Here is a 25,196-nt window from a genome sequence, read left to right on the forward strand (position 1 = left end):
TGATCTGCTCATGGGTGTCTCCACCTCCGCCCCGGAAGAGGGCATCGCCGTCGTCACCGTCGACTTCCCCCCGGTCAACGCCCTTCCCGTGCAGGGCTGGTACGACCTGGCCACCGCGGTGCGCGCGGCGGGCGCCGATCCGAAGGTGCGCTGTGTGGTGCTCACCGCCGACGGCCGCGGGTTCAACGCGGGTGTCGACATCAAGGAGATCCAGCGCTCGGCCGGGCACGGTGCCCTGCTCGGCGCCAACCGTGGCTGCCAGGAGGCGTTCGCGGCGGTGTACGACTGCGAGGTGCCGGTGGTGGCCGCCGTCCACGGTTTCTGCCTGGGCGGCGGCATCGGCCTGGTCGGCAACGCCGACGCGATCGTCGCCTCGGACGACGCGACGTTCGGACTGCCCGAGCTGGACCGTGGCGCGCTCGGCGCGGCCACCCATCTGGCCCGGCTGGTCCCGCAGCACCTGATGCGGACCCTGTACTACACCTCGCGCACCGTCACCGCCGGGGAACTGCTCCGCCACGGCTCGGTATGGCGGATCGTCCCGCGCGCGGGGCTGCGGGAGGCGGCGCTGGAGCTGGCCCGGGAGATCGCCGCCAAGGACGGGCAGCTGATCCGGCTGGCCAAGGCCGCGATCAACGGCATCGACCCGGTGGACGTCCGCCGCAGCTACCGCTTCGAGCAGGGCTTCACCTTCGAGGCCAATCTCAGCGGCGTCGCCGACCGGGTCCGCGACGCCTTCGGCTCAGGGACGGACATGGACAAGGAGCAGGCGTGAGCAGGAACAAGACGATGACCGCCGAGGATGTCGTCGGCCGCCTCCGCAGCGGGATGACGCTGGGCATCGGCGGCTGGGGTTCACGACGCAAGCCGATGGCACTGGTGCGGGCGCTGCTGCGGTCGGACATCACCGACCTGACCGTCGTCTCGTACGGCGGCCCGGACGTCGGGCTGCTGGCCGCTGCCGGGAAGATCCGCAAGCTGGTCGCGGGCTTCGCCACCCTCGACTCCGTCCCGCTGGAGCCGCACTTCGGCGCGGCGCGGCAGCGTGGCGCGTTCGAACTGGTGGAGCTGGACGAGGCGATGGTCATGTGGGGTCTGACCGCCGCCGCGCACCGGCTGCCGTTCATGCCCATCCGGGCCGGCCTCGGCTCGGACGTGCTGCGCGTCAATCCGTCGCTGCGGACCGTCCGGTCCCCCTACGGCGACGGCGAGGAACTGGTCGCCGTGCCCGCGCTGCGCCTGGACGCCGCGCTGGTCCACCTCAACCGCGCCGATCCGCAGGGCAACGGCCAGTATCTCGGCCCCGACCCGTACTTCGACGACCTGTTCTGCGAGGCCGCCGACACCGCCTACGTCTCCTGCGAGCGGATCGTGCAGACCTCGGAGCTGCTCAAGGACGCCGGACCGCAGTCGCTGCTGGTCAAGCGGGCTTTCGTGGACGGTGTCGTAGAGACCCCGAACGGCGCGCACTTCACCTCCTGCGTCCCGGACCACGACCGCGACGAGACGTTCCAGCGCGCCTACGTCCAGGCCGCGCGCGCCCCCGAGGCCTGGCGGGCGTTCACCGAGCGGTTCCTGTCCGGCGACGAGGACGCGTACCAGGCCGCGGTGGCGGCTTTCCACGAGGAGGAAGCATGAGCGGTCGCGGTACGACGACGGCGACGCGGGCCGAGTACTGCGTGCTGGCTTGCGCCGAGGCGTGGCGGGGCGCGGGCGAGGTGCTGGCGAGCCCCATGGGTACCGTCCCGACGATCGGGGCCCGGCTGGCGCGGCTCACCTTCTCCCCCGACCTGCTGCTCAGCGACGGCGAGGCGCTGCTCATCGAGGACGTGCCGGCGATCGGCACCGCGCCCCGGGTCGTGGAGGGCTGGCTGCCGTACCGTCAGCACCTGGCCCTGGTCGCCACCGGGCGGCGGCACGTGATGATGGGGGCGAGTCAGCTCGACCGGTACGGCAACCAGAACATCAGCTGCATCGGCGACTGGGAACGGCCCAAGCGCCAGCTGCTCGGGGTCCGCGGCGCACCCGTCAACACCCTCAACAATCCGACCAGTTACTGGGTGCCCAAGCATTCGGCCCGCGTCTTCGTCGAGCGGGTCGACATGGTCTGCGGGGTCGGTTACGACCGGGCCGCGGCGGCCGGTCCCGCCGCGACCCGCTACCACCGCATCGCGGACGTCGTCACCGACCTGGGCGTCTTCGACTTCGAGACCCCGGACCGCACCATGCGGCTGCGCTCGCTGCACCCCGGCGTCACGGTGGACCAGGTGACGCGGGCCACCGGCTTCGAGCTGACCGTCCCCGACGAGGTGCCGTACACCCGCGAGCCCACCGCCGAGGAACTGCGGCTGATCCGCGAGGAGATCGACCCGAAGGGGCTGCGCGACCGCGAGGTTCCCGCATGACCGACGTCACGATCGCCACACCGCTCACCGAACTGGTCGGGGTGCGGCACCCTGTCGTGCAGACCGGTATGGGGTGGGTGGCCGGCCCCCGGCTGGTGTCGGCCACGGCGAATGCGGGCGCGCTCGGCATCCTCGCCTCGGCGACGATGAGCGTCGATCAGCTGCGCCGCGCGGTACGCGAGGTGAAGTCCCGCACGCAAGCGCCCTTCGGCGTCAATCTGCGCGCGGACGCCGGGGACGCGGCCGAGCGCGTGGAGATCATCATCGAGGAGGGGGTGCGGGTCGCCTCGTTCGCGCTCGCCCCGTCCCGCGAACTGATCGCCCGGCTCAAGGACGCGGGTGTCGTCGTCATCCCCTCCATCGGGGCCAGGCGGCACGCCGAGAAGGTCGCCGCGTGGGGCGCCGACGCGGTGGTCGTACAGGGCGGCGAGGGCGGCGGGCACACCGGGAGCGTCGCCACCACCGTCCTGTTGCCGCAGGTGGTGGACGCCGTGGACATCCCGGTCGTCGCGGCCGGCGGCTTCCACGACGGGCGCGGCCTGGTCGCGGCGCTGGCGTACGGCGCGGCCGGCATCGCCATGGGCACCCGCTTCCTGCTCACCTCCGACAGCACCGTCCCCGACGCGGTGAAGGCCCGGTATCTGGCCGCGGCGGTCACGGACGTCACCGTCACCACGAAGGTGGACGGCCTGCCGCACCGGATGCTGCGCACCGAACTGGTCGACGCGCTGGAGCGCTCGGGCCGGGCCGCCTCGCTGCTGCGGGCGCTCCGGCATGCCGCGGCGTTCCGGCGCGAGTCCGCGATGAGCTGGCCCCAGCTGGTCCGGGACGGGCTCGCGATGCGGCACGGCAAGGACTTGACGTGGAGTCAGATTCTGTTGGCGGCCAACACGCCGATGCTGCTCAAGGCGTCCATGGTGCAGGGCCGTACCGATCTCGGCGTGATGGCCTCCGGCCAGGTCGCCGGGCTGATCGACGATCTGCCGTCCTGTGCCGAACTGGTCGACCGCGTCATGGCCGAGGCGCGGGCCGCTCTCGGCGGACTGCCTCGCACGGGCTGACCGCCGCGCTCCGCACCCGAACCGGGCCCGTGCCCCGCACCCGTACTCCGCACCGCCGGGAACACCCTTTCTCCTAGGAGTAGCCGCCATGCATGCTCGCCGTATCCGGCACACGACCGCCGTGGTCGTCTGCGCCGTCGCCCTCAGCGGTCCGCCCGCCCTCGCCGCGGCCGCCACCCCGGCGCCGTCCGCCACCGCTCCGGCGCGGCCCACCGGCGCCGTCACGACGGCCACGGTCCGCCATATCGCGCTCCAGGGCGCGGTCAACGTCCGCGACCTCGGGGGCTACCGCACGGTCGACGGCCACGCGATCCGCTACGGCCAGGTGTTCCGGGCGGACGCGCTGAACAACCTGACGGCTGCGGACGTCACGAGCCTGTCGGGGCTGGGTCTGCGCACCGTGGTGGACCTGCGCACCCCGCAGGAGGTGCGGGGGGACGGCGCCGACCGGCTGCCGGACGGCCTGGCCGCGGTCTCCCGTCCCGTGGACGTCCTCGGGCTGTACGAGACGACCGCGGCGGTCATCGGCTCCAAGGACCCGGTCAAGCAGCAGGAGGCGCTCGGCGACGGCAGGGCGGAGCAGCTGATGCGGGACATCTACCGTACGTTCGTCACCGATGCGGCCAGCCGTGGCCAGTTCGCCGCGACGATCCGGGACATCGCCGCCTCCGGGCAGGCCCCGCTGCTGTACCACTGCACCTCGGGCAAGGACCGCACCGGCTGGCTGAGCTACCTCGTCCTGCGCGCCGTCGGCGTGCCGTCCGCGACCGCCGAGCAGGACTACCTGCTGTCCAACACCTTCCGCGCGGACGCCGACCGCAAGGCCCGCGAGGGGCTGAAGCAGGCCGGCTACATGCAGAACCCGGACCTGCTCGTCCCCCTGCAGGAGGCCCGCACGGACTATCTGGACACGGCCCTGGACCAGGTCGGGCAGGACTACGGCGGCTTCTACGGCTATCTCACCAAGGGCCTCGGCCTGGACATCCGGACCCTGGCGGAGCTTCGCGCCCGGCTGGTGCGGTAGCCGGCCGGACGTGCCGGTGGCCGGCCCGACGGACCGGCCACCTGGGGGATGCGGGCGGTCAGAGGCGTTCGACGATGGTGACGTTGGCCTGGCCGCCGCCCTCGCACATCGTCTGCAGGCCGTAGCGGCCGCCGGTGCGCTCCAGTTCGTGCAGCAGGGTGGTCATCAGCTTGGTGCCGGTGGCCCCGAGCGGGTGGCCCAGCGCGATGGCGCCGCCGTTGACGTTGACCTTCTCCGGATCGGCGCCGGTCTCCTTCAGCCAGGCGAGCACGACCGGGGCGAAGGCCTCGTTGATCTCCACCAGGTCGATGGCGTCGAGCGTCATCCCTGCCTTCTTCAACGCGTACGCGGTCGCCGGGATCGGGGCGGACAGCATCCGGATCGGGTCCTCGCCGCGTACGGAGAGGTGATGGATGCGGCCACGCGGGGTCAGGCCGTGCTCGCGTACGGCCCGCTCCGAGGCGAGGAGCAGCGCCGAGGCGCCGTCGGAGACCTGCGAGGAGACCGCGGCGGTCAGCCGGCCGCCCTCGACCACTGGCTTGAGGCCCGCCATCTTCTCCAGTGTGGTGTCACGGCGCGGCCCCTCGTCGGTGGACACCGCTCCGTAGGGCACGGTCTCGCGGTCGAAGCGGCCCTCGTCGATGGCGCGGATCGCCCGCTGATGTGAGCGCAGCGCGAACTCCTCCATGTCCCGCCGCGATATGTCCCACTTCGACGCGATGAGTTCGGCGCCGTGGAACTGGTTGACCGGCTGGTCGCCGTAGCGCGCCTGCCAGCCCTCGGAGCCGGCGTACGGGCCCTCGGTCAGGCCGAGCGGCTCGGCGGCCTGGCGGCTGGCGAAGGCGATGGGGATCCGCGACATGTTCTGCACTCCCCCGGCGACCACCAGATCCTGCGTGCCGGACAGGATTCCCTGGGCGGCGAAGTGCAGGGCCTGCTGGGAGGAGCCGCACTGCCGGTCCACCGTCACGCCGGGTACTTCCTCGGGCAGGCCGGCGGCCAGCCAGCAGGTGCGGGCGATGTCGCCCGCCTGCGGGCCGACGGTGTCCAGGCAGCCGAACACGACGTCCTCGACGGCGGACGGGTCGGCGCCCGAGCGGTCCATCAGCGCCTTCAGCACATGGGCGCCGAGGTCGGCGGGGTGGACGGCGGACAGTCCGCCGTTCCTCCTGCCGACGGGGGTGCGCACCGCTTCCACGAGGTAGGCCTCGGCCATGGCAACTCCTTGTCTTGATCCGTCATGTCGACGCTGTCTTGTCAGGTGTGCGCCCGGCGATGCCCTCCAGCACCATCGACAGATACTGGCGGGCGATCTCGTCCGGACTGTGCTGTCCGCCCGGCCGGTACCAGGACGCGGCGACCCAGACGGTGTCCCGTACGAACCGGTAGGTGAGCCGTACGTCGAGGTCGGCGCGGAAGACGCCGGCGGCCACTCCGCGTTCCAGGGTCCGCAGCCAGGCCTGCTCGAACCTGACCTGGGCGTCGGCGAGATAGCCGAAGCGCGGCCGGCCGGCGAGATGGCGGGACTCCTTCTGGTAGACGGCGACGGCGGCGCGGTGCCGGTCGATCTCCCGGAAGGACTCGGTGACGAGTGCCTCGATGGTCTCCCGGGGGCCGAGTCCGGCGGCGAGCACGGCGCCGTATCCGGCCCACAGTTCGTCCAGGAAGGCGGAGAGGATCTCGTCGAGCATCGACTCCTTGGAGTCGAAGTGGTAGTAGAGGCTGCCCGCGAGGATGCCCGCCGCGTCGGCGATCCTGCGGACGGTGGTGGCGTTGTACCCCTGGGCGGCGAACACCTCGGCCGCGGTGGCGAGGAGTTCCTCGCGCCGCTCGGGTGCCGGGCTCACCACGGTGGTCCCGCTGCTCTTCGGCGTCCGGCCATGCCCGCCTCACGGATGCTGGCTGCTGACCGAGAGGACCTCGCCCGTCAGATACGAGGAGTAGCCGCTGGCGAGGAAGACGATCACGTTGGCCACCTCCCACGGTTCGGCGTACCGTCCGAACGCCTCGCGGGCGGTCAGTTCCTGGAGCAGTTCGGGGGTGGTGACCTTCACCAGGTGCGGGTGCATGGCCAGGCTCGGGGAGACGGCGTTGACCCGCACCCCGTACTCGGCGGCCTCCAGGGCGGCGCAGCGGGTGAGCGCCATGACACCGGCCTTCGCGGCGGCGTAGTGGGCCTGGCCCTGCTGGGCCCGCCAGCCGATCACCGAGGCGTTGTTGACGACCACACCCCCGGCACCCGCGGCCTTCATCCGGCGCAGTGCGGCGCGGGTGCAGCGGAAGGTGCCGTTGAGGGTCACGTCCAGCACCCGGGACCACTGCTCGTCGGCCATGTCGACCAGGTCGGCGGTGCCGCCGAGGCCTGCGTTGTTGACGACGATGTCGAGGCGTCCGTGCCGCTCCTCGACGAGGTCGAACAGCGCCGTGACCTGGGCCTCGTCGGTGACATCGCAGGGCAGGGCCGCGACGCGGTCCGCGCCGAACCCGGCGGCCAGCTCCGCCTCGGACTCCTTCAGCCGGCGGGCGTGGGCGTCCGAGACGACGACGCGCGCGCCTTCCTCCAGCAGCCGCCGGGCGGTCGCGCCGCCGATACCGGCGCCCGCGGCCGCGGTGACGACGGCGCTGCGGCCGGCGAGCAGGCCGTGGCCGGGCACATAGGGGGGCGGTGTGCTCACGGGCGGACCTCCTTGGGCAGGCCGAGGACACGCTCGGCGATGATGTTCCGCTGGATCTCGTTGGAGCCGGCGTAGATGGTGTCGGAGCGGGAGAAGAGGAACAGCCGCTGCCAGTCGGTGAGGTCGTACGGTGCGCCGGCGGCCAGCATGCCGGCGGCGCCGCAGACGTCCATGGCGAGTTCGCCCAGCTCGCGGTGCCAGGTGGCCCAGAAGATCTTCCCGATGGACGCCTCGGGCCCGGGTGCCCCGGCTTCGACCGAGTCGAGCATGCGCAGGGCGTTGAACCGAATGATCTCCAGTCCGATCCAGGCCCGGGCGATGCGGTCGCGGATGAGCGGGTCCGTCGCCGCGCCGTTGCGCCGGGCCAGCTCGGTGACGGCCTCCAGCTCACGGCGGAAGCCGACCTGCTGTCCGAGGGTGGACACGCCCCGCTCGAAGCCCAGGGTGGCCATGGCAACCTGCCAGCCCTCGCCCGGGGCACCGACGAGGTGCGCTGCGTGGGTGCGGGCCTCGTCGAAGAACACCTCGTTGAATTCCGAGGTGCCGGTCAGCTGGACGATCGGCCGTATCCGCACGCCGGGCTGGTCCAGGGGGACCAGCAGATAGGACAGACCCCGGTGCCGGGTCGATCCGGGCTCGGTGCGGGCGACGACGAAGCACCAGTCGGACTCGTGGGCGAGCGAGGTCCACACCTTCTGTCCGGTGACCACCCACTCGTCGCCGTCCCGCTCGGCGCGGGTCCGTACGTTCGCCAGGTCCGAGCCGGCGTCCGGCTCCGAGTAGCCCTGGCACCACAGCTCCTCCACGGCGACGATCCGCGGCAGGAAGCGCGCCCGTTGCCCGGGTGTGCCGAAGGCGATGAGCGTGGGGCCGAGAAGCTGCTCACCGATGTGGTTGACGCGGGCGGGGGCGTCGGCCAGGGCGTACTCCTCGTGGAAGGCGACCTGCTGTTCGAGAGTCGCGCCCCGGCCGCCGTGCTCCTCGGGCCAGCCGACGCAGGACCACCCCGCGGCGGCCATGTGCCGTTCCCAGGCAAGGCGTTCGGCGTGCGCCTCGTGTTCCCGTCCGGGGCCGCCGCGCCCGCGCAGTGCGGCGAACTCGCCGGTGAGGTTGGCGCGCAGCCAGCTGCGGACCTCGGTGCGGAACTCCTCGACGCTGCTCATGGGCGGCTCCGGACGATCTCGACGACGGGCGGGCTCGACTTCTCGACGGCCGAGGGCCCGTACGTTAACCTACCAAACACTTGTTAGGGAAGGAGGGCGGATGTCCGCTGCCCGCACCGCACCGACGGCCCCGGTCCGCTACGAACGCCGTGGTCCTGTCGCCGTGATCACCATGGACCGGCCCGCTTACCGCAACGCCCAGAACTCCGCGCTGACGTACGCCCTGGACGAGGCGTTCTACCGCGCGGCCGACGACGACGAGGTCAAGGTCGTCGTCCTCGCCGGAGCGGGGAAGCACTTCTCCGCCGGACACGACATCGGCACCCCGGAACGCGACGCGCACCTGCCGTTCGCCCGCAGGGCCGGACTGTGGTGGGACCACTCGGACAAGGCGGGCGCGGAGAGCCGCTTTGCCCGCGAGTCCGAGGTCTATCTCGGCATGTGCCGACGCTGGCGCGAACTGCCCAAGCCCATGATCGCGTCCGTCCAGGGCGCGTGTGTCGCGGGCGGCCTGATGCTCGCCTGGGTGTGCGACCTGATCGTCGCCGCCGAGGACGCGTTCTTCGCCGACCCGGTCGTCCGCATGGGCATCCCCGGCGTCGAGTACTTCGCCCATCCGTGGGTGATGCCGCCCCGGATCGCCAAGGAGCTGCTGTACACCGGCGACCGGATGACCGCCCGGCGCGCCTACGAGGTCGGGATGGTCAACCGGGTCGTCCCACGTGCGGAACTGGCCGACCGGACCATGGAGTTGGCGACCAGGATCGCCGAGATGCCGCGCATGGGCCTGGCGTTGACCAAGCGCGCGGTCAACCAGGCGGAAGACCTGCAGGGCCTGCACTCCGGCATGGACGCGGTGTTCGGGCTGCACCACCTGGCGCACGCCCACAACGCCGAGACCGCCCCCGACGCGCTGGGCGGCATGGACATCCGCGCGATGAAGGCGGCGGATGCCTGATGGACCTCGCCTTCTCCGCGGCCGACGAGGCCTTCCGGACCGAGGCCCGCGCCTGGCTCGCCGCCCACGTGCCCTCCGCTCCGCTGCCGTCCCTGGAGACGGAAGCGGGCTTCACGGCCCACCGCGCCTGGGAACACACCCTGTTCGCGGACCGCTGGTCGGTGGTCTCCTGGCCCGAGGAGTACGGCGGCCGGGGCGCCTCGATCCTCCAGTGGCTGATCTTCGAGGAGGAGTACTTCGCGGCGGGCGCCCCGGGCCGGGTCAGCCAGAACGGCATCAACCTGCTCGCCCCCACCCTCTTCGAGCACGGCAGTGCCGAGCAACGCGCCCGCATCCTGCCCGCGATGGCCGCGGGCGAGGTCATCTGGGCCCAGGCCTGGTCCGAACCGGAGTCCGGCTCCGACCTCGCCGGCCTGCGCTCCACCGCCGTACGGACGGACGGCGGCTGGCTGCTGAGCGGCCAGAAGACCTGGTCGTCCCGGGCGGCCTTCGCCGACCGCGCCTTCGGCCTCTTCCGCAACGACCGGGACGCCGCAAAACCGCACCAGGGTCTGACCTATCTGATGTTCCCGCTGGACGCGGACGGCGTGACCGTACGGCCCATCGGACGGCTCGACGGCAAGCCCGCCTTCGCCGAACTCTTCCTCGACGACGTCTTCGTGCCCGACCAGGACGTGATCGGCGCACCCGGACAGGGCTGGCGCGTCGCGATGAGCACGGCGGGCAACGAGCGGGGCCTGACCCTGCGCAGCCCCGGCCGTTTCACCGCCGCCGCCGACCGCCTGACCGAGCTGTGGCGGGAGCGCGCCGACCCGTCCGACACCGCCCTGCGCGACCGGGTGGCCGACGCCGTCATCGGCGCCCGCGCCTACCGGTTGTTCACCTACGCCAACGCCTCGCGGATCGCCGCCGGGGGATCGATCGGCGCGGAGTCCAGCCTCAACAAGGTCTTCTGGTCCGAGCTGGACATCGCCCTCCACGAGACCGCCCTGGACCTCCTCGGCCCGTTCGGCGAACTGTCCGACGAGGCCACCGAGGCTCCCGCACACGGCAGTTGGGCCGAGGGGCACACCTTCTCGCTCGCCGGGCCGATCTACGCCGGCACCAACGAGATCCAGCGTGACATCATCGCCGAGCGGCTGCTCGGCCTGCCGAAGGGACGCCGGTGATGCGGTTCCTCCTCGACGACGAGCAGCGGGAGTTCGCCCGCTCGCTGGACGGAATGCTCACCGCGGCCGACAGCCCCGGCGTCGTACGGGCCTGGACGCGCGGGGAACACGCGCCGGGCCGCGCGCTGTGGTCCCGGCTCGCGGAGGCGGGTGTCTTCGCGCTCGCCGTGCCGGAGCGGCACGAGGGCCTGGGCCCGCTTCCGGTCGAACTGACCGTTGCCTTCGGCGAGCTGGGAGGTCACGCCGTGCCCGGTCCGCTCGTCGAAACAGTGTCCGCGGCCGCTCTCCTCGACCGTCTCGGCGACGATCCGACGGCGACCGCATGGCTGCCCCGGATCGCCTCCGGCAAGGCGGTCGTCTCCCTGTGCACGCCGGCCGCGGGCAGCCCCTACGCCCTCGACGCGGACGCCGCCGACGCCGTGCTCGTCGTGGACGGCGACACGCTGCGCCTGGCGGAGCGCACCGGCCCCGTCCAGCCGTCCGCCGACCCGGCGCGCCGGCTGGCCCGCCCCCTCGGCGGCAGCGTCCTGGCGCGGGGGCCCGAGGTGGTGGCCGCCGCCGCGCACGCCGCCGAGGTCGCGGCGCTGGCCACCGCCGCCCAGTCCCTCGGCCTCGGGCGCTCCCTGCTCGACCGGACCGTGGCCTATGTCAAGCAGCGCACCCAGTTCGGCGTCGCCATCGGCTCCTTCCAGGCGGTCAAGCACCGGCTTGCCGACACCCTCATCGCCCTGGAGTTCGCCCAGCCCCTGCTGTATTCGGCCGCCCTGGCCCTGTCACGCGAGACGACAGCGCGCGCCTCAGCCGGCAGCGGTGGTACGGAACCAGCCGGATCTCGAACCTCCGCCGCCGCCCCCGAGATCGCCGCGGCGAAGGTCGCGGCGGGCGAGGCGGCGTACACCGCCGCCCGCACCGCCCTCCACCTGCACGGAGCCGTCGGCTACACGGAGGAACTGGACCTGTCCCTGTGGATCCGCAAGGCGCGTCCCCTGCGCGACGCCTGGGGCACCCCCGCCGCCTGCCGCGCCCGCGTCCTGGCCCACTGAACCGGCTGGAAAGGATTTCGGACACATGAGACTGACGGTGGAGCAGGAGGAACTGCGCTCCGCGGTAAGGGCGTTGCTCGCACGCCACCCCGGGGACGCGGCCTGGCGTCCGCTGACCGAGCAGATCGGCATCGCGGGCCTCGCCGTTCCGCAGGAGTACGGCGGTGCCGGCTGCGGTGCCCGGGAAGTGCACGTGGTGATGGAGGAGCTGGGGCGCGAACTGAGCCCGGTCCCCTGTCTCGGCTCCGTGGTCCTCACGGTGCAGGCGCTCCTCGCCTCGGGCGACGCGCCGGTGTGCGCGGAGTTGCTGCCCGGGCTTGCCTCGGGCGCTACGACGGGGGCCCTGGCCTGGGCCGAACGCGGTTCCTGGGATCCCGGAGCCGTACAGGCCTCGGCCGTTCCGGGCCCCGGCGGGACGTGGCGCATCACCGGGACCAAGGAGCACGTGCTGGACGGTGCCGGGGCCGACCTCCTGCTCGTGGCGGCCCGCACAGGCGCCGGGGTCTCGCTGTTCCAGGTGCCGGGAAACGGCGGCGGGGTGGACCGCCAGGCGATGGTGACGATGGACACCACCCGGGCGCAGGCGCGTGTGCTGCTCAGCGGTGCGGAAGCCCGGCTGGTCGGGGCGGAGGGCGCAGGCGACCGGGTGCTGCGGCACGTGCTGGACCTGGCCTGTACGGCCTTGGCCGCCGAGCAGACCGGCGCCGCCTCGCGCTGTCTTGAGCTCACTGTCGCCTACGCCGAGGAGCGCGTCCAGTTCGGCCGCTCCATCGGCTCCTTCCAGGCCGTCAAGCACCGGCTCGCGGACGCGTACGTGCTGGTGGAATCGGCACGCTCGGCAGCACTCGGCGCGTCCTTCGCGGCCGCCGACGGCACACCGGAACTGACCCGCCGCGCGGCCGCCGCCAAGTCCGCCTGCTCCGAGGCGTTCACCGCGGTGGCGGGCGAGATGATCCAACTGCACGGCGGCATCGGCATCACCTGGGAACACGACGCCCACCGCTACTTCAAGCGCGCCCACGGCTCGGCCCAGCTCTTCGGCCCGCCCAGCTGGCACCGCGCCCGCTTGGCAGCGGACCTGGGTCTGCACGCGGCCTGATCACAGGGGGCTCGGCTGTCTCATACCTGCTCGGGGCGGGATCCGTTGGCAGCCGGGCCCTGGCCGACAGCCGGGGGGCGTGGGCGCAGATGGCGGACACGGGGCCCCGTGGGTCCAGAAACGAGCACTACGCGTCAGGCGGCGCCGGCTCCCGGCCGGTCAAGGAAGGCGTACTGCAGGCTCTGCGAGCGTCGGGACTGCCCGACGACAGGGCAGGGAGCTTTTCCGCGTCGCGGTACGGGGCGCCGACCCCGTCGGCGAAGGGCCCGTCCGATGATTGGTGTGCTTGCCGACGCGTCGGCCTCCCTACGGCGCGACGAGGCTGGAAAAGGGGCTCACTTACTATGGCAACGATGGCAACGGGGCGGACCGTGGTCATCGTTGCGGGGAGGGGACGGGACCGATGAGCCTTCGCCAGTTCGAGTACGCCCTGGCCGTTGCCGAGGAGGGTTCGGTGACAGCGGCGGCGGAGCTGCTGCACGTCGCTCAACCGTCGGTCTCCCAGCAGATCCGCGGCCTGGAGCGGGAACTCGGCGTGGAACTGTTCGCCCGCACGCCGACCGGACTGGTACCCACCGTGGTCGGCCGCGCGTTTCTGCGGGAGGCTGAGGCCGCGGTGAGTGCGGCGCGGCGGGCGAGGGCGACGGCGCGGGCCGGTGCCGATGAGCTGGTGGGCGAGCTGGTGGTCGCGGTGCAGATGGGTTTTGGCACGCGGCAGCTGCCGCTTGCCCTGGGCGCGCTGCGTCACCGCTTCCCGCGCCTTGAGGTCACCGTCTTCGAGGAGCCCAGCTCCGCCGAGCTGGAGCGGCTGTGCCGCCGGGGCGTCCTTGACCTCGCCCTGATGGCGGCCTGCGAGCGGAGCCCCGCCGACGCCCACCACCTCGGCGACGAGGAGTTCGTCGTGGTGCTGGGCGCCGGGCACCGGCTGCTCGCCGCGGACCGGGTCGAGCTGCGCGAACTGGAGCGGGAGCCGTGGGTGCGGTTCGACCGCGACAGCGCGCTCGACGCCGTACTGCTGAGCGTGCTGCGGAACAACGAACTGGCTCCTGCCACGGCCGCCCGCGTGTCCCAGACGGCGACCGCCGTGCGCTGGGCCGCCCACGGCCTCGGGGTGACGCTCGTCCCGGCCTCCGCCGTGCCCCACGGTCACGAGCACCTCGTGCGGCCGGTGTTCCCGGCCGTGTCCCAGCCCGTCATCGCCGTGGTCCGGCCCGCCGCCGGCCCGGCGGAGACAGCCCTGCTCGAACTCCTGCGTCACGAGACCTGGAACGATCCCGCTTCCCTCTCGCCGGTGTCCTGACGGCCGAGAAGGAAGCGGGCGCCGCCGCTTTCTTTGTGCCGAAACCGGTGTTCCGGAACGCCGTCGGCATCAGCCCCGGGGAAATTCACCGCCGTCCACGACGAGATTGCTCCCCGTCAGCCAGCTCGCCCGGTCGGACACGAGGAACGACACCGCGTGGGCGATGTCGTCGGGCTGGCCATCGCGCCCCAACGGCGCGGTGTCGTGGGCGTTGGTCCGACCCGGCGCCACGTCCAGGCGCGCCCACTGCTCCCGCGTCGCTTCGCCGCCGGGGGTGGCGACTCTGCCGGGAGTCACGGTGTTGACCCGGATTCCGAACGGAGCCTGCTCCAGGGCCAGTCCCCGGCTGTAGTTCTCCAGCGCCGCCTTCGCCGCCGTGTAGTGCAGGAAGGGTGCCACCGGGGTGAGGACCGCGGCCGACGAGACGTGCACGATCACGCCCGAACGCCGTTCCCGCATGCCCGGTACCAGCAGCGAGTCCAGCCGCACCGACGCCAGGTAATTCAGGTCCAGCGCATCCTGCCACTCCTCGTCGGGGATGGCCGAGCTGCCCTCGTGCGGGCGCGCCCCACCCGCGTTGTGGACCAGGACGTCCACCCCGCCGAGCACCTCTTGCGCGGCCGCGGCGAGCGCCTCCGCGCCGGCTCGTGTCCGTACGTCGGCCTCCACGAAGCTGGCCCCCTCCGGCACCGTGCTCGTCGCCGACCTGGCGGTCGTGAGCACCTCGGCGCCCGCGTCCAGGAGTTGGCGCACGACGGCCGCTCCGATTCCGCGAGAACCACCCGTGACCAGGGCCCGCTTTCCCGTGAGTTCTCGCGTTCCCGATCCGTCCTCGAATGTGGTCATGCCACCGGTCCTCTCGATCGCGTAATTGTCCGCTCAACAGAAGAGAAATCGACGTGCGCAGAGCGCGAACCCTCGGAGAATCGCGCTGAGCACGTCGTCGAGCTGTTTCACGGTACGTCCGGAAATGAACCAGCGGCAAAGACGGAATTCCAGTACGCGCTATAGGGCGTTCCTATGGCATTCCAGCCCCCTGTGGAGCCGTTCCGAATTCGTGGGCGCGGGCCCACTCGTCAATCCCTCGAAGGGTGAAGCCCCGGCGGGGAGTCCGTGGCGCACCCTCGGCGGGGCGGACTCACAGCGGATACCGCTTGTCGGAACACGGCCCCTCCCCGCCCGGCGTCCGCGGCCCGTAGCCCCATGGCCGGGTCACGACGCAGCCGCCGGGCACGGATGTCACGCCGACGACGTGCAGGATCTCTTCAGTCTCGTACGCGTACGCCAAGGGCGAGTTCGGCCTGCGGGCACAGCAAGGCCCGGCCCGTCGCTACGGGGGAATGCGACGGGCCGGGCCATCCCCACGATGACACGCCTCCCCCGCATCAGGAACTGAAACCGGCGTGTTCTCGCCATGGTCGATCACCTCGTCCGCTCGCCTCCCGACGCCTGCGCGTCCCGCGCACGCCCCGCACCACACCGTGGCCTCGGGCAGACACGCAGAGGCAGTCCGTCAGTTGCGGTGGGCGACCCGCCGTGGCGCCGGGGCCGAACGGAGGCGGCCGGGCGGCAAGCCGTCCGCAGGCATCCCGATCCGAAACCATGCCCCGACCCCTCGACGCCGGCTTCGGTCGCGAGCGGACCGAGCCGTACGACCGCCGCTCCCATGGGCCCCCGCGGAGAGCCGTCGTCATCGACACAGTGCCTGGTGCCGGCCCCGACCGACGGCCCTGCGGTCCCGCGGTGCGCTGGTGCGGCACCATCCGGCCGGCGTGCACCGTGCTGGACCCCCGCCACCGGGAGGAACACGTCGCCTCGCCGGCCCGTCCCCCCTTCCCAGTGAACCCGCGACGGGGTACGCCCGCTGGTAATGAACCTGTTGCGGCCGGCCCCTGCGCGACCCGGTGGGCGGCGCTGCCCTCGCCCAGCCGGAGGCGCAGGGTTTTTTCGACCAGGTGTCAGCCGAGGGTGGGGTAGTCGGTGTAGCCGGTGTGGTCACCGCCGAAGGAGGTGGCGCGGTCCGGGGTGTTGAAGGGGCCGCCTGCGGCGAGGCGGGCCGGGAGGTCGGGGTTGGCGAGGAAGAGGCCGCCGTAGGCGATGAGGTCGGCGGTGCCGTCCTGGATCAGGGCGAGTTCGTCGGGACCGGTGGGGGCGTTGCCGGTGAAGGGGTTCAGGATGAAGGTGGTGGGCCAGGCCTTGCGCAGGCGCAGGGTGAGGTCTCGGACCTCGGGGGCCTCCATCTGGTGCAGATAGGCCAGGTCGAGGGGCGCGAGGGCGTCCACCAGAGCCGCATACGTGGCATCCACGTCCGTGCGGTCGCTCTCGTCGATGTCGTTGTAGGGGTTGGCCGGGGAGATACGGAAGCCCGTCCTGTCCACGCCGATGGCGTCGGCGGTGGCCTTGGCGACCTCGACGGCGAAACGGATGCGGGCCTCGGGCGTGCCGCCCCAGGCGTCGGTTCGGGTGTTGGAGTTGGGGGCGAGGAACTGGTGGATGAGGTAGCCGTTGGCTCCGTGGAGTTCCACGCCGTCGAAGCCGGCCGCGACGGCGTTGCGGGCGGCCGCGGCGTAGTCGGCGATCGTCTCCAGGACTTCGTCGTGGGTGAGTTCCGCGGGGGTGACGAAGTCCTGGGGGCCGGCGTGGGTGTACACCTGTCCGTCGGCCTTGACCGGAGAGGGGCCGACGGGGGTGCGCCCCATCAGGCTCGGGTGGCCGACCCGGCCGGTGTGCATCAGCTGCAGGTAGATCACGCCGTTACGGGCGTGGACGGCGTCGGTGACCTTGCGCCAGGCGGCGATCTGCTCGTCCGAGTGGATACCGGGGGTGTCGGGGTAGCCCTGGCCGATCGCCGACGGCTGGGTGCCCTCGGTGATGATCAGGCCGGCACTGGCGCGCTGGGCGTAGTACTCGGCCATCAGGTCGGTGGGGCTGTTGCCCTCGCCGTAGGCGCGGGAGCGGGTCATCGGTGCCATCACGATGCGGTTGGCGAGGCGCTTGCCGCCCAGGTCGTACGTTTCGAAGGCCTTCGACATGATCATCATCCTTGCTCACGAAATGAGGCAGGCCGCACGAGAGACGGCCTCTCGTCGGCAGGGTCCGGCGCTGCCGCACCCGACCCGTTTACTGTCCGAACAAGTAAATCTCATGGAACCATCCCGCGGCACACATGATCCACGTCACCAAGCATGGACAGCACCGTCCCGTGGGCGGCCGCAGTCACGTCCGACACCGGTGAGCGGTACGATTTAGCTGCTCAAGCAATTACGACAGGTCACACGAGGAACCCATGAGCCAGCCGGAACCCACCGACACCCGTCGGCCCGCCGCGGCCGACGCCGCCGGACCGGCGAGTGTGCGCCTGCCGGATTCCGTCGCGGCCGGCGCCATCAATCACGCGATCTTCCGCGTGGCGCGCCTTCACCGGATGCTGGCCGGCCAACTACTGCGCCGCGTCGGCCTTCATCCCAGCCAGGAACTCGTCATGATGCAGCTGTGGGATCGCGGTCCGCAGCGCCAGACCGACCTGGTCCGCCTGCTCGGTTCCGACGCCGCCACCATGACGCGCACCATCCAGCGCCTGGAGAACGCGGGATTCGTGCGCCGCCGCCCCTCCACCACCGACAAGCGGGCGACCATCGTCGAGCCCACCGCGGCCAGCCTCGCCCTGCGCAGCGAGGTGGAACAGGTCTGGCTGGACCTCGAAGCCAGCCTCACCGAACACATGACGTCCGCCGAGCGGACCGAGGCCGTCGCAGTCCTGGGACGGATCGAGGAGAGCCTCATCCGCGCCACGTCACAGGATGCGTGAGCCCGGCCTTCCGAGGCCCGGGGCGCTATTCCTGAAGGTGCGGAAGGCACCGGTGAAGGCCGGCTTCCCGACGGCGGTCAAGGCCGCCCAGGCGCCTGACGCGGACTCAGGATCCGCCCCCCACTCCTCGCGCCCGGAGAGGGACGTCAAGGGTTCTTGTTCTCGCCGCGTGTGCGCTCGTAGTGGCGGGCGACCCTGACCCGGTTGCCGCACACGTTGGCCGCACACCAGGTCCGCCGCTTGGTCGCGGCGAGAAACAGCATCGAGCAGGACGGGTTGGCGCACCGTCGAAGGGTGGCCAGTCGCTCGGGCGAGGCGAGCAGTTCGATGGTCTCGCGAGCGAGGGCGGCGAGGGCGGCGTTGCCGCCCTGCTCCGTGTGCCAGCGGGTCTGTGTGGCGATGCCGGTCCGGGTCCTGACGATGCGCGGGCTCGTGGGCACGGCGGCCGCGGCCGCGTTGATGTCCTCGATGGAGGTGTCCAGCGGGGGGCGGCCCGCCAGATGGGCGTCGAGTACGTCGCGGATCGCGGCCCGCAGTGCCCGGGTGGCCTCAAGGCTGGGGGTGGGGCCCTCGGGGAGCCGTGCCGCCTGCACCGTCCACCAGGTCGCACCGGCCGCCGGGGAGTCGATCAGGTCGACGGGCGGCTGGGCGGCGAGCAGCAGGGTGTCCGCAAGGTCCAGGGCGACCAAGGGTTCGCCGCCCATCGGGAAGCCGGCACGCTGTACGTCCTCAAGGCCAGGCCCTTTCGTCATGTACTCAATGTTACCCATTAGCTTGCTCGATCCTGCCGCGAGTCGAACGTACCGGGACCTCCAGGACTAACGGATACGAGCGACCTGTTGCCATTATAGACCTAACGTGTATAGCCTTCCATTAACCATTAGGGCGACGTGGTGGTTCGGCACCGGCGGAGGCAGTCGGCGCGCGTCCGGCAGGTGAGGACGGAAACATGTCCACCAACCGCATCGACGTCGTGCTCGTGCACGGGGCGTGGGCCGACGGATCGAGCTGGAGGAAGGTGATCGGCCCGTTGAAGGCTCACGGCGTCAACGTCGTCGCAGCACCCCTGCCGCTGACCTCCCTGGGCGACGACATCGCGGCGCTCGACCGTGTTCTGGAGCGGCTCCGGGGCCCGGTGGTGCTGGTCGGCCACGCGTACGGCGGCGCGGTCGTCGCGGCGGCGTCCGCTGCGAAGGTCGCCTCATTGGTCTACGTCGCAGCACTGGCGCCCGACGAGGGAGAGTCCGCCGGCGACGTGTTCCACCGAGGTCAGCCGCATCCGAAGGCGCCGCAGCTGGAGCCCGATTCCCATGGGCTGGTGTGGCTGCACGACGAGGACTTCGCCGGCGCCTTCGCGCAGAACGCCTCTTCCGAGGAGCAGGCGGTCCTGGCCGCCGTGCAGCGCCCCATCGCGGTGTCCTGTATCGGCGCCCCGGTCGAGCGGCCGCTGTGGAAGGACCGCCCGAGCTGGTTCCTGATCGCCGAGGACGACCGCATGATCGCCCCGGATACACAGCGCTTCATGGCCGAGCGCATGGGTGCCCGTGCCCGCACCCGCCCGGTCGACCACACGCCGCTGATCACCGCACCCGAAGACGTCGTGGACATCGTCCTCGACGCCGTGCGTGATGCGGCGACACCCCAGCAGTAGTCCGTCTCGACCGACACGAAGGACAAGCGCACCATGAACCCGATCGCCTACCGCACCGCCGACGTTCACGGCCTGAAGGTCTTCTACCGTGAAGCAGGGCCCTCGGACGCCCCGAAGCTGCTCCTGCTGCACGGCTTCCCGAGCGCCGGCCACATGTTCCGGGACCTCATCCCGCAGCTCGCCGACCGCTACCACGTCATCGCACCCGACCTGCCCGGCTTCGGGCAGTCCGACATGCCGGACCGTGACAGCTTCTCCTACACCTTCGAAGCCCTCACGGACATCGTCGAAGGCTTCACCGACTCGGTGGGCTTCGACCGCTACGCGCTCTACGTGTTCGACTACGGTGCCCCGATCGGGTTCCGGCTGGCCGTACGGCGGCCGGACCGGATCACCGCGATCGTCACGCAGAACGGCAACGCCTACGAGGAAGGGCTCAGTGACGGCTGGAACCCCATCCGCGCGTACTGGGAGGAGCCCACACAGGCCAACCGCGACGCGCTCCGCAGCCTGCTGCAGCCCGAGACGACCGTGTGGCAGTACACCCACGGGGTGACCGAGCCGTCGTCGGTCTCGCCCGACGGTTACACGCTCGACAACCACTACCTAGCGCGTCCGGGCGCCGACGAGATCCAGCTGGACCTCTTTCTCGACTACGCGAGCAACGTGCGGCTCTATCCCGCGTTCCAGGAGTACTTCCGGACCCACCGGCCGCCGCTGCTGGCCGTCTGGGGCCGCAACGACCCGTTCTTCCTGCCCGCTGGAGCCGAGGCGTTCCAGCGGGACATCCCCGACGCCGATGTCCGGCTGCTGGACACCGGTCATTTCGCGCTGGAGACGCACGCAGAGGTGGTCGCTGCTGCCATCCGTGAATTCCTCAAGGCCTGAACCTCGCCCGGGTGGCGGCCGGCAGTACGGGCTTGCCCACGAGGGCGTCCCGGGTCGGTTCACGGTTGCCGAACCGACCCGGCCCCGAGGCTCCCACCTCGCCCGGACGGGCCAGAACATCTGGGTGGAGCCGTCCCTGTCGCAGGGAGGTCGGCGCCGGGAGACACGGTGTCAGGGGTGACTCAGCGCCCGGCGACGGTGGCGGGGATCCCGGCCCTCGTACGACGGGTGGCGACGCGGTCCAGCGCGTACTGGACGGTGAGGCAGCCCAGGGCCCAGAGCGCCAGGGTGCCTATGGCGTCGGCCAGATGCGTGTCGTGGAAGTACGCGGCGCCTCGCAGTCCACGCACCGCGGCCGCCGGAGGCATGACCGAAGCGAGCGGCGCGAGCCAGGCGGGCAGGAAGGTGGCCGGCAGGATGCCACCGGAGGTGGCGTTGCCGAGTATCAGCAGCACCACGGAGGCGACCGGCATGCCGAGCGGCCCGAACAGGCGCAGCAGCAGCCCGGCCGCCGCGGCGGACGCCCACGCCAGCAGGCCCACCACGAGGGTGATCACGGCGAAGGAGCCCGGCAGCGCGCTGAAGCCGGTGTGCGCGATCAGTGCCACCACCACGCCGGACGCGGCGGAGAAGACCAGCATCGAGGCGACGCGGACGGCCAGCCTCAGGCGCGGGGCGATCTGGTAGGAGGACACCGCGAAGAGGAAGCCGGCGAGGACCACGCCGAAGGCGGCGTAGAACACCGACAACCCGCGGGAGTCCCCCGCCGCCAGGGGCAGTACGTCCTTGACGGGAACCGGCTTTCCGACGGCCGCCGTCATCGCCGTGGCGAGGCTGGAAACGGTGGACGGCCCCTGCGCACCGGCCACCAGCACGCGCGTACCGTCGCGGTCGGCGACCAGGGCGGCCGGGACCTCGTCGTGGGTGACGGCATGGCGGGCGGCCTCGGCGTCCGGATAGCGGTAGAAGGTGTATCCGTCGGGCGCCGCGTTGTTGAGGGCGAGTTCCGTGCGGGCGGCCACCTTGTCGGATGCGGCGATGCCCACGGGCTGATGCCGCGCCGACGGTGCGTGGAAGGCCGCGAGGTACACGGCGACGAACACGGTGCCGATGGCCAGGGCGGTGACCACCGGCACGAGTACCGCCTTGCGGACGCCGGCCGCCGCCGCGAGCACGGGCGCGGGAAGGCCCGGCTCGGAGTCGACCAGCGCGTGCCTCGCGTGTCGTCCGTGTTCGGCCGCGTAGTCCGCGCTCGGAGCGTGCGGGGTGAAGTCGGGCGGGGCCCCGGGTGGGAACGTCGTGGGGTGGTGCATGTGGTGAGGAACTCTCCGAGGTCGCGGGGCCGCAGCCCCCTGGGGTGGTGTGCTCCCGACGAGGCCGCGAGCCGGACGGGCAAGGGCGGTCGGGACAGGAGGCGGTCGGGGCGGGAGCCGGGTGCACCGCCCCTTGGCGAACCGAAGCCGTACCGTCCGCTAGAACATCCCGCCGTCCAACTGCAGGGTGCGGCCGGTCATGTAGGCCGCGTCGTCGGAGGCGAGGAAGGCGTATCCGGCGGCGATCTCCGAGGGCTCCGCCAGCCGCCGCAGTGCGACCCCGACGTTGAGCCACGCGGACAGATCCTGCTTGCCGACCAGGTCGGGGTGCAGATAGCTCGCCCCGTGCGCCACGGCCATGTCCGTGGCGGTGCCACCCGGGGCGATGGCGTTGATGGTGATGCCCTTCTGACCGAGTTCGGCGGACAGGTTCAGCACCATCGACTCCACCGCCGCCTTGCTGGCGGCATACAGGGTGTGCCGGAAGAACGCCCTCGACGCGCTCACCGACGACGTCAGCACGATGCGACCGCCCTCACTCATGCGGGCGACGGCGTGCTGGACGGCGAACAACTGCCCGCGCGTGTTGACCGCGAAGACGCGGTCGAAGTCGGCAGGCGCGATCTTCTCCAGCGCGTCGAAGTGCTCGATACCGGCGCAGGACGCGAGCACGTCCAGCCGGCCGAACTCGGACACCGTCCGCTCGATCAGCTCGCCGGTCTGCTCGGGGTGCGCGGCATCGGCCTGGAGCGCGATCGCCCGGCCACCGGCGGTCACGAGTTCGGCGACGAGCGCGTCCGCCGCCTCCTTGTTGCCGCGGTAGCCGATCGCCACGGCCGCGCCTTCACCGGCCAGCCGCCGCACGACGGCCGCGCCGATCCCCCGGCTGCCGCCGGTGACTACCGCGACCTTGCCTTCGAAACGTGTCCTCTGCACGGATGACACCACTTCTCTTGTCTCGGGTTACGCGGGGAAGGCGCGACGAGCGACGCCTGCGGCGCCCGAACGCGCGGCCGGCCGGGGCACCGGGTCCCAGAGGAGGTCCCCGTGGTTCCTCGCAGTGCGTGCCGCCAGCGGTCTCGGCAACCGTAACACCAAAGTGCAGGAAATCCTTCACTTAGAACTTCAGATGGCCCACGGTGACGTAATCTCAAGGCGTCGACCGGCAGACGTCGGGGCCGGGCGACGTGATCGAGAAAGGACGGAGTCACCGTGACTTCCCGCAGCGTCAGTGAGGGCGGCAGGCCGCGGTTGCGGGCGGACGCGGCCCGCAACCGGGCCCAGATCCTCGCCGCCGCGCGCACCGCCTTTCGCGAACTGGGCACTGCCGCGCCCCTGGACGAGATCGCCCGCCGCGCGGGAGTGAACATCGCCACGCTCTACCGGCGCTTTCCCGACCGCAACGCCCTCGTCCAGCAGGTCGTGCTCGACGGGTTCACCCTGGTGATCGAGGCCGCTCACCAGGCACTGGACGCCGCCCCGCAGGACCCCCTGGCCGCCATCGAGGGGTTCCTGCTGCGCCTCGTCGAGAAGCGGGACACGCTCGTGCTCCCCCTCATCGGTGGCCCCGTTCCCGCCACTCACGAAGCGGCCGAGCTCCAGAGCCGGATCGCCCCCCTCCTCGAAGAGCTTCTGGCACACGCGCGCACCGAGGGCGCCATCCGCCCGGATGCCACGCACATGGACCTGATCACCACCGGGGCCCTGGTCTGTCGCCCTCTGCCGTACCTCCCCGAGGAAGAGGCCACCGCCCTCGCCACCCGGCACGTGCACATCTTCGTGGACGGACTGCGCCCGCACAGCTCCCGGCCGCTCCCCCCGTCCCCGACGCACGAAGAGCTGACCGTCCACCTACGGACGGGGCTCGACCGGACGGGGCTCGCCGAGAGCTGAGACCGCCGGCCGAAAGCACTTGGGTGACCTGCGACAACAGGTCCACCCACACGACCTCTCGGAACGGACGACGGCGACACTGCGGCCGACAGCCCATGGCCAGCATGGTCCCGGTCGCCGACCAGCGAGACCCGCTACTGGGCCCCAGTGCTCAACATCCGCCGCTGGCTGGACAGCAACCCCGAGGACGAACTCGCCGCGGCGCTCCGGGAGGAACTCAGCACCGGCCCCGTCCGCTCCACGCGCTCCGAGCACCTGGGCTGGGGCGTCTTCGCCCTCATGCAGGCAGCTACAGTGCCGACCTGAAGGCAACTCATCGGACAAGCGGTCGTACGTGTGTGAAGGAGCCGCAGGACCACCATGAGAAGCGCCGGGGCCGGAGCAACGCCACCACAGGTCGCACAGATCACCCTGCCAGGCGAGGTCACCTCGGGCCTCAGACGGGATCTCGTCGACTGCTGGGTGACGGTGAGCAACGCCGGCGGGGCGGTCATCCCGTACGGGTTTCCGCCGCCGCCGGTGAGCGCGCGGGAGGTCGGGCCGGTACTGGACCGGATCGTCGACGGACTCGATCCGCGGCGATGCAGGCTGCTGGTGGCCACCGTCGACGGTGTACTTGCCGGTTGGCTGATCCTGCGCCGGGATCCGCACCCGCTCGTAGCGCACTGCGGTGTGGTCAACCATGTCCAGACGCACCCCCGGTTCCGCGGTCTGGGCGTCGGCGTCGCGCTCATGGACCGCGTCCGCGACATCGCCCGCGACGAGATGGGGCTGGAACGGTTGGGGCTCGGCGCGAGGGCGGGCCTGGGGTTGGAGGAGTTCTACCGCAAGCTGGGGTGGGTCGAGGTCGGTCGATGGCCGGGGGCGCTGCGGGTGGCGCCCGGCGACGACCGCGACGAGATCCTGATGAGCCTCGTCCTCTGACAGCCGCGGCCGCGGAGGCCTGGGCGTATCAGTCCTTGACCGCCACGAGGACCTGGCTGTCGCCGAACTGCCAGACCGGCGTGACATGGTGAAAGCCCGCCTGCCGCAGGAGTGCGGCATGGCGGTCCGCGCTCAGGTGGCAGCCCGTGCTTCCACGGGCGTGCCCGGACGGGCGGCGCTCGCGCTGGACCAACAGGTCGGCGAGCTCCGGGTCCTGGGCCGCCCTGCTCCACCAGGACTGCCAGTCCTCGTGGGCATGGCTGCCGGCGCGCTCGGCCCGGCGGCGGCCCACGTGCGCGGTGAGTTCCGAGCAGCGTGGGGCGTCCTGGGGGAAGTGGTCGCCGTTGACCAGGGCGCCACCCGGGCGCAGGAGTTCCGCGAGGCGCCGGTAGGTGTGCAGCAGAGTCGGCTCCGGGAGGTAGTGGAGGGCTGTCGTGGAGACGGCCGCGTCCAGCGGGCGGTCCAGTGCCAGGGCATCGGTCCAGCGGTCGTCACCGATCACGGCGTCCACGTAGCGGGCGGCGCCCGCATGGTGGGTGCGGCCGAGTTCCAGCAGGAGCGGGTCCATGTCGACGGCGACGATCTCCGCGTCCGGCAGGCGCCGGGCGAGCCTGGCCGCCAGGGAACCGGGCCCGCAGCCCAGGTCCAGGAGCAGTGGTCCGGCGCGGCCCGCCGTGACGTGCTCGACCACGTCGGCGATCACGGTGAACCGCTCCTCGCGGTCGACGGCGTAGCGCTGCTGTTGCCGTTCCCAGCGCTCCACCCACTCTTTGGCCGTCGCCATGCTCACGCCCATCTGGTCGCACCACCTCTTCGGTCTCA

General features: G+C 71.8%; 26 protein-coding genes and 1 pseudogene. 17 read left to right on the plus strand and 10 right to left on the minus strand.

Annotated elements, in window-relative coordinates:
* The first annotated feature begins 10 nt into the window (after positions 1–10).
* The 5 genes from ADK64_RS29870 (at position 11) to ADK64_RS29890 (ending at position 4,490) form a co-directional block, all read left to right on the plus strand.
* Entirely contained in the window at positions 11–775 is a 765-nt protein-coding gene (locus ADK64_RS29870; RefSeq protein WP_053663967.1) for an enoyl-CoA hydratase family protein, read from the plus strand.
* Positions 776–789: 14 nt separating this feature from the next.
* On the plus strand, positions 790–1,638 hold the full coding sequence (locus ADK64_RS29875) for a CoA transferase subunit A (protein WP_053664382.1): 849 nt from the start codon (positions 790–792) through the stop codon (positions 1,636–1,638).
* Positions 1,635–2,405, plus strand: coding sequence for a CoA-transferase subunit beta (locus ADK64_RS29880; RefSeq protein WP_053663969.1), 771 nt, complete (start codon positions 1,635–1,637; stop codon positions 2,403–2,405). The genes ADK64_RS29875 and ADK64_RS29880 overlap by 4 nt, the downstream gene beginning before the upstream one ends.
* On the plus strand, positions 2,402–3,466 hold the full coding sequence (locus tag ADK64_RS29885; protein ID WP_053663971.1) for an NAD(P)H-dependent flavin oxidoreductase: 1,065 nt from the start codon (positions 2,402–2,404) through the stop codon (positions 3,464–3,466). Before ADK64_RS29880 ends, ADK64_RS29885 begins: the two co-directional genes overlap by 4 nt.
* An 88-nt stretch (positions 3,467–3,554) precedes the next feature.
* Positions 3,555–4,490 (plus strand): tyrosine-protein phosphatase, encoded by a 936-nt coding sequence (locus tag ADK64_RS29890; protein ID WP_053663973.1) that lies wholly within the window; start codon positions 3,555–3,557, stop codon positions 4,488–4,490.
* A 58-nt stretch (positions 4,491–4,548) separates the two neighbouring features.
* Here the strand turns inward: ADK64_RS29890 and ADK64_RS29895 are convergent, their stop codons facing one another.
* Genes ADK64_RS29895 through ADK64_RS29910 form a run of 4 tightly spaced genes read right to left on the minus strand, consistent with a single transcriptional unit; the run spans position 4,549 to position 8,328 of the window.
* On the minus strand, positions 4,549–5,706 hold the full coding sequence (locus ADK64_RS29895; RefSeq protein WP_053663975.1) for an acetyl-CoA C-acetyltransferase: 1,158 nt from the start codon (positions 5,704–5,706) through the stop codon (positions 4,549–4,551).
* A 22-nt stretch (positions 5,707–5,728) separates the two neighbouring features.
* On the minus strand, positions 5,729–6,337 hold the full coding sequence (locus ADK64_RS29900; protein ID WP_053663977.1) for a TetR/AcrR family transcriptional regulator: 609 nt from the start codon (positions 6,335–6,337) through the stop codon (positions 5,729–5,731).
* A 42-nt stretch (positions 6,338–6,379) separates the two neighbouring features.
* Positions 6,380–7,165, minus strand: a complete 786-nt coding sequence (locus ADK64_RS29905; protein ID WP_053663979.1) for an SDR family oxidoreductase — start codon at positions 7,163–7,165, stop codon at positions 6,380–6,382.
* On the minus strand, positions 7,162–8,328 hold the full coding sequence (locus ADK64_RS29910; protein ID WP_053663981.1) for an acyl-CoA dehydrogenase family protein: 1,167 nt from the start codon (positions 8,326–8,328) through the stop codon (positions 7,162–7,164). The genes ADK64_RS29905 and ADK64_RS29910 overlap by 4 nt, the downstream gene beginning before the upstream one ends.
* A gap of 100 nt (positions 8,329–8,428) precedes the next feature.
* Between ADK64_RS29910 and ADK64_RS29915 the strand changes: the two genes are divergently transcribed.
* The 6 genes and pseudogenes from ADK64_RS29915 (at position 8,429) to ADK64_RS29935 (ending at position 13,897) form a co-directional block, all read left to right on the plus strand.
* Positions 8,429–9,286 carry an enoyl-CoA hydratase gene (locus ADK64_RS29915; protein WP_053663983.1) on the plus strand — a complete coding sequence of 286 codons (858 nt, stop codon included), beginning with the start codon at positions 8,429–8,431 and terminating at the stop codon, positions 9,284–9,286.
* The gene (locus tag ADK64_RS29920; protein WP_053663985.1) at positions 9,286–10,455 is read left to right on the plus strand and encodes an acyl-CoA dehydrogenase family protein; all 1,170 of its coding nucleotides are present in this window, start codon (positions 9,286–9,288) and stop codon (positions 10,453–10,455) included. The genes ADK64_RS29915 and ADK64_RS29920 overlap by 1 nt, the downstream gene beginning before the upstream one ends.
* Positions 10,455–11,498, plus strand: coding sequence for an acyl-CoA dehydrogenase family protein (locus tag ADK64_RS29925; RefSeq protein ID WP_053663987.1), 1,044 nt, complete (start codon positions 10,455–10,457; stop codon positions 11,496–11,498). The genes ADK64_RS29920 and ADK64_RS29925 overlap by 1 nt, the downstream gene beginning before the upstream one ends.
* Positions 11,499–11,523: 25 nt before the next feature.
* Positions 11,524–12,597 (plus strand): acyl-CoA dehydrogenase family protein, encoded by a 1,074-nt coding sequence (locus ADK64_RS29930; RefSeq protein ID WP_078992918.1) that lies wholly within the window; start codon positions 11,524–11,526, stop codon positions 12,595–12,597.
* A gap of 128 nt (positions 12,598–12,725) precedes the next feature.
* Positions 12,726–12,806, plus strand: a pseudogene (locus ADK64_RS47680) (TetR/AcrR family transcriptional regulator); the annotation flags it as partial.
* 194 nt (positions 12,807–13,000) lie between these two features.
* Positions 13,001–13,897: a LysR family transcriptional regulator gene (locus ADK64_RS29935; protein WP_053663991.1), complete on the plus strand. Its 897-nt coding sequence runs from the start codon at positions 13,001–13,003 to the stop codon at positions 13,895–13,897.
* Between the two features lie 69 nt (positions 13,898–13,966).
* Here the strand turns inward: ADK64_RS29935 and ADK64_RS29940 are convergent, their stop codons facing one another.
* Together ADK64_RS29940 and ADK64_RS29945 are read right to left on the minus strand one after the other, a co-directional pair.
* Entirely contained in the window at positions 13,967–14,743 is a 777-nt protein-coding gene (locus ADK64_RS29940) for an SDR family oxidoreductase (RefSeq protein WP_053663993.1), read from the minus strand.
* Between the two features lie 1,112 nt (positions 14,744–15,855).
* Positions 15,856–16,929 (minus strand): alkene reductase, encoded by a 1,074-nt coding sequence (locus tag ADK64_RS29945; protein ID WP_199829742.1) that lies wholly within the window; start codon positions 16,927–16,929, stop codon positions 15,856–15,858.
* A 254-nt stretch (positions 16,930–17,183) separates the two neighbouring features.
* Here ADK64_RS29945 and ADK64_RS29950 point away from each other — a divergent pair, with 254 nt between their 5' ends.
* A complete protein-coding gene (locus ADK64_RS29950) occupies positions 17,184–17,705 on the plus strand; it encodes a MarR family winged helix-turn-helix transcriptional regulator (RefSeq protein ID WP_053663994.1) in 522 nt (173 codons plus the stop codon).
* 146 nt (positions 17,706–17,851) lie between these two features.
* Here ADK64_RS29950 and ADK64_RS29955 read toward each other — a convergent pair whose 3' ends face one another.
* Positions 17,852–18,457 carry a CGNR zinc finger domain-containing protein gene (locus tag ADK64_RS29955; protein WP_199829743.1) on the minus strand — a complete coding sequence of 202 codons (606 nt, stop codon included), beginning with the start codon at positions 18,455–18,457 and terminating at the stop codon, positions 17,852–17,854.
* 197 nt (positions 18,458–18,654) lie between these two features.
* On the opposite strand from ADK64_RS29955, the gene ADK64_RS29960 reads away from it, so the two are divergent.
* Entirely contained in the window at positions 18,655–19,356 is a 702-nt protein-coding gene (locus tag ADK64_RS29960; RefSeq protein ID WP_053663998.1) for an alpha/beta hydrolase, read from the plus strand.
* 33 nt (positions 19,357–19,389) lie between these two features.
* Entirely contained in the window at positions 19,390–20,244 is an 855-nt protein-coding gene (locus ADK64_RS29965) for an alpha/beta fold hydrolase (RefSeq protein WP_053664000.1), read from the plus strand.
* A 182-nt stretch (positions 20,245–20,426) separates the two neighbouring features.
* Here the strand turns inward: ADK64_RS29965 and ADK64_RS29970 are convergent, their stop codons facing one another.
* Together ADK64_RS29970 and ADK64_RS29975 are read right to left on the minus strand one after the other, a co-directional pair.
* On the minus strand, positions 20,427–21,557 hold the full coding sequence (locus tag ADK64_RS29970; RefSeq protein ID WP_053664002.1) for a hypothetical protein: 1,131 nt from the start codon (positions 21,555–21,557) through the stop codon (positions 20,427–20,429).
* 159 nt (positions 21,558–21,716) lie between these two features.
* Positions 21,717–22,493 carry an SDR family NAD(P)-dependent oxidoreductase gene (locus tag ADK64_RS29975; protein ID WP_053664004.1) on the minus strand — a complete coding sequence of 259 codons (777 nt, stop codon included), beginning with the start codon at positions 22,491–22,493 and terminating at the stop codon, positions 21,717–21,719.
* Positions 22,494–22,769: 276 nt separating this feature from the next.
* On the opposite strand from ADK64_RS29975, the gene ADK64_RS29980 reads away from it, so the two are divergent.
* The 3 genes from ADK64_RS29980 (at position 22,770) to ADK64_RS29985 (ending at position 24,374) form a co-directional block, all read left to right on the plus strand.
* Positions 22,770–23,450 (plus strand): TetR/AcrR family transcriptional regulator, encoded by a 681-nt coding sequence (locus tag ADK64_RS29980; RefSeq protein WP_063789974.1) that lies wholly within the window; start codon positions 22,770–22,772, stop codon positions 23,448–23,450.
* Between the two features lie 147 nt (positions 23,451–23,597).
* Positions 23,598–23,756, plus strand: coding sequence for a hypothetical protein (locus tag ADK64_RS46205; protein WP_159046366.1), 159 nt, complete (start codon positions 23,598–23,600; stop codon positions 23,754–23,756).
* A 54-nt stretch (positions 23,757–23,810) separates the two neighbouring features.
* Complete coding sequence (locus ADK64_RS29985; protein ID WP_053664008.1) at positions 23,811–24,374, plus strand: GNAT family N-acetyltransferase; 564 nt, start codon at positions 23,811–23,813, stop codon at positions 24,372–24,374.
* 28 nt (positions 24,375–24,402) lie between these two features.
* On the opposite strand, the gene ADK64_RS29990 is transcribed toward ADK64_RS29985, so the two are convergent.
* Positions 24,403–25,170, minus strand: coding sequence for a class I SAM-dependent methyltransferase (locus ADK64_RS29990; RefSeq protein ID WP_053664010.1), 768 nt, complete (start codon positions 25,168–25,170; stop codon positions 24,403–24,405).
* Positions 25,171–25,196: the final 26 nt, after the last annotated feature.

This window comes from Streptomyces sp. MMG1121 (assembly GCF_001280015.1).
Lineage (GTDB): Bacteria > Actinomycetota > Actinomycetes > Streptomycetales > Streptomycetaceae > Streptomyces.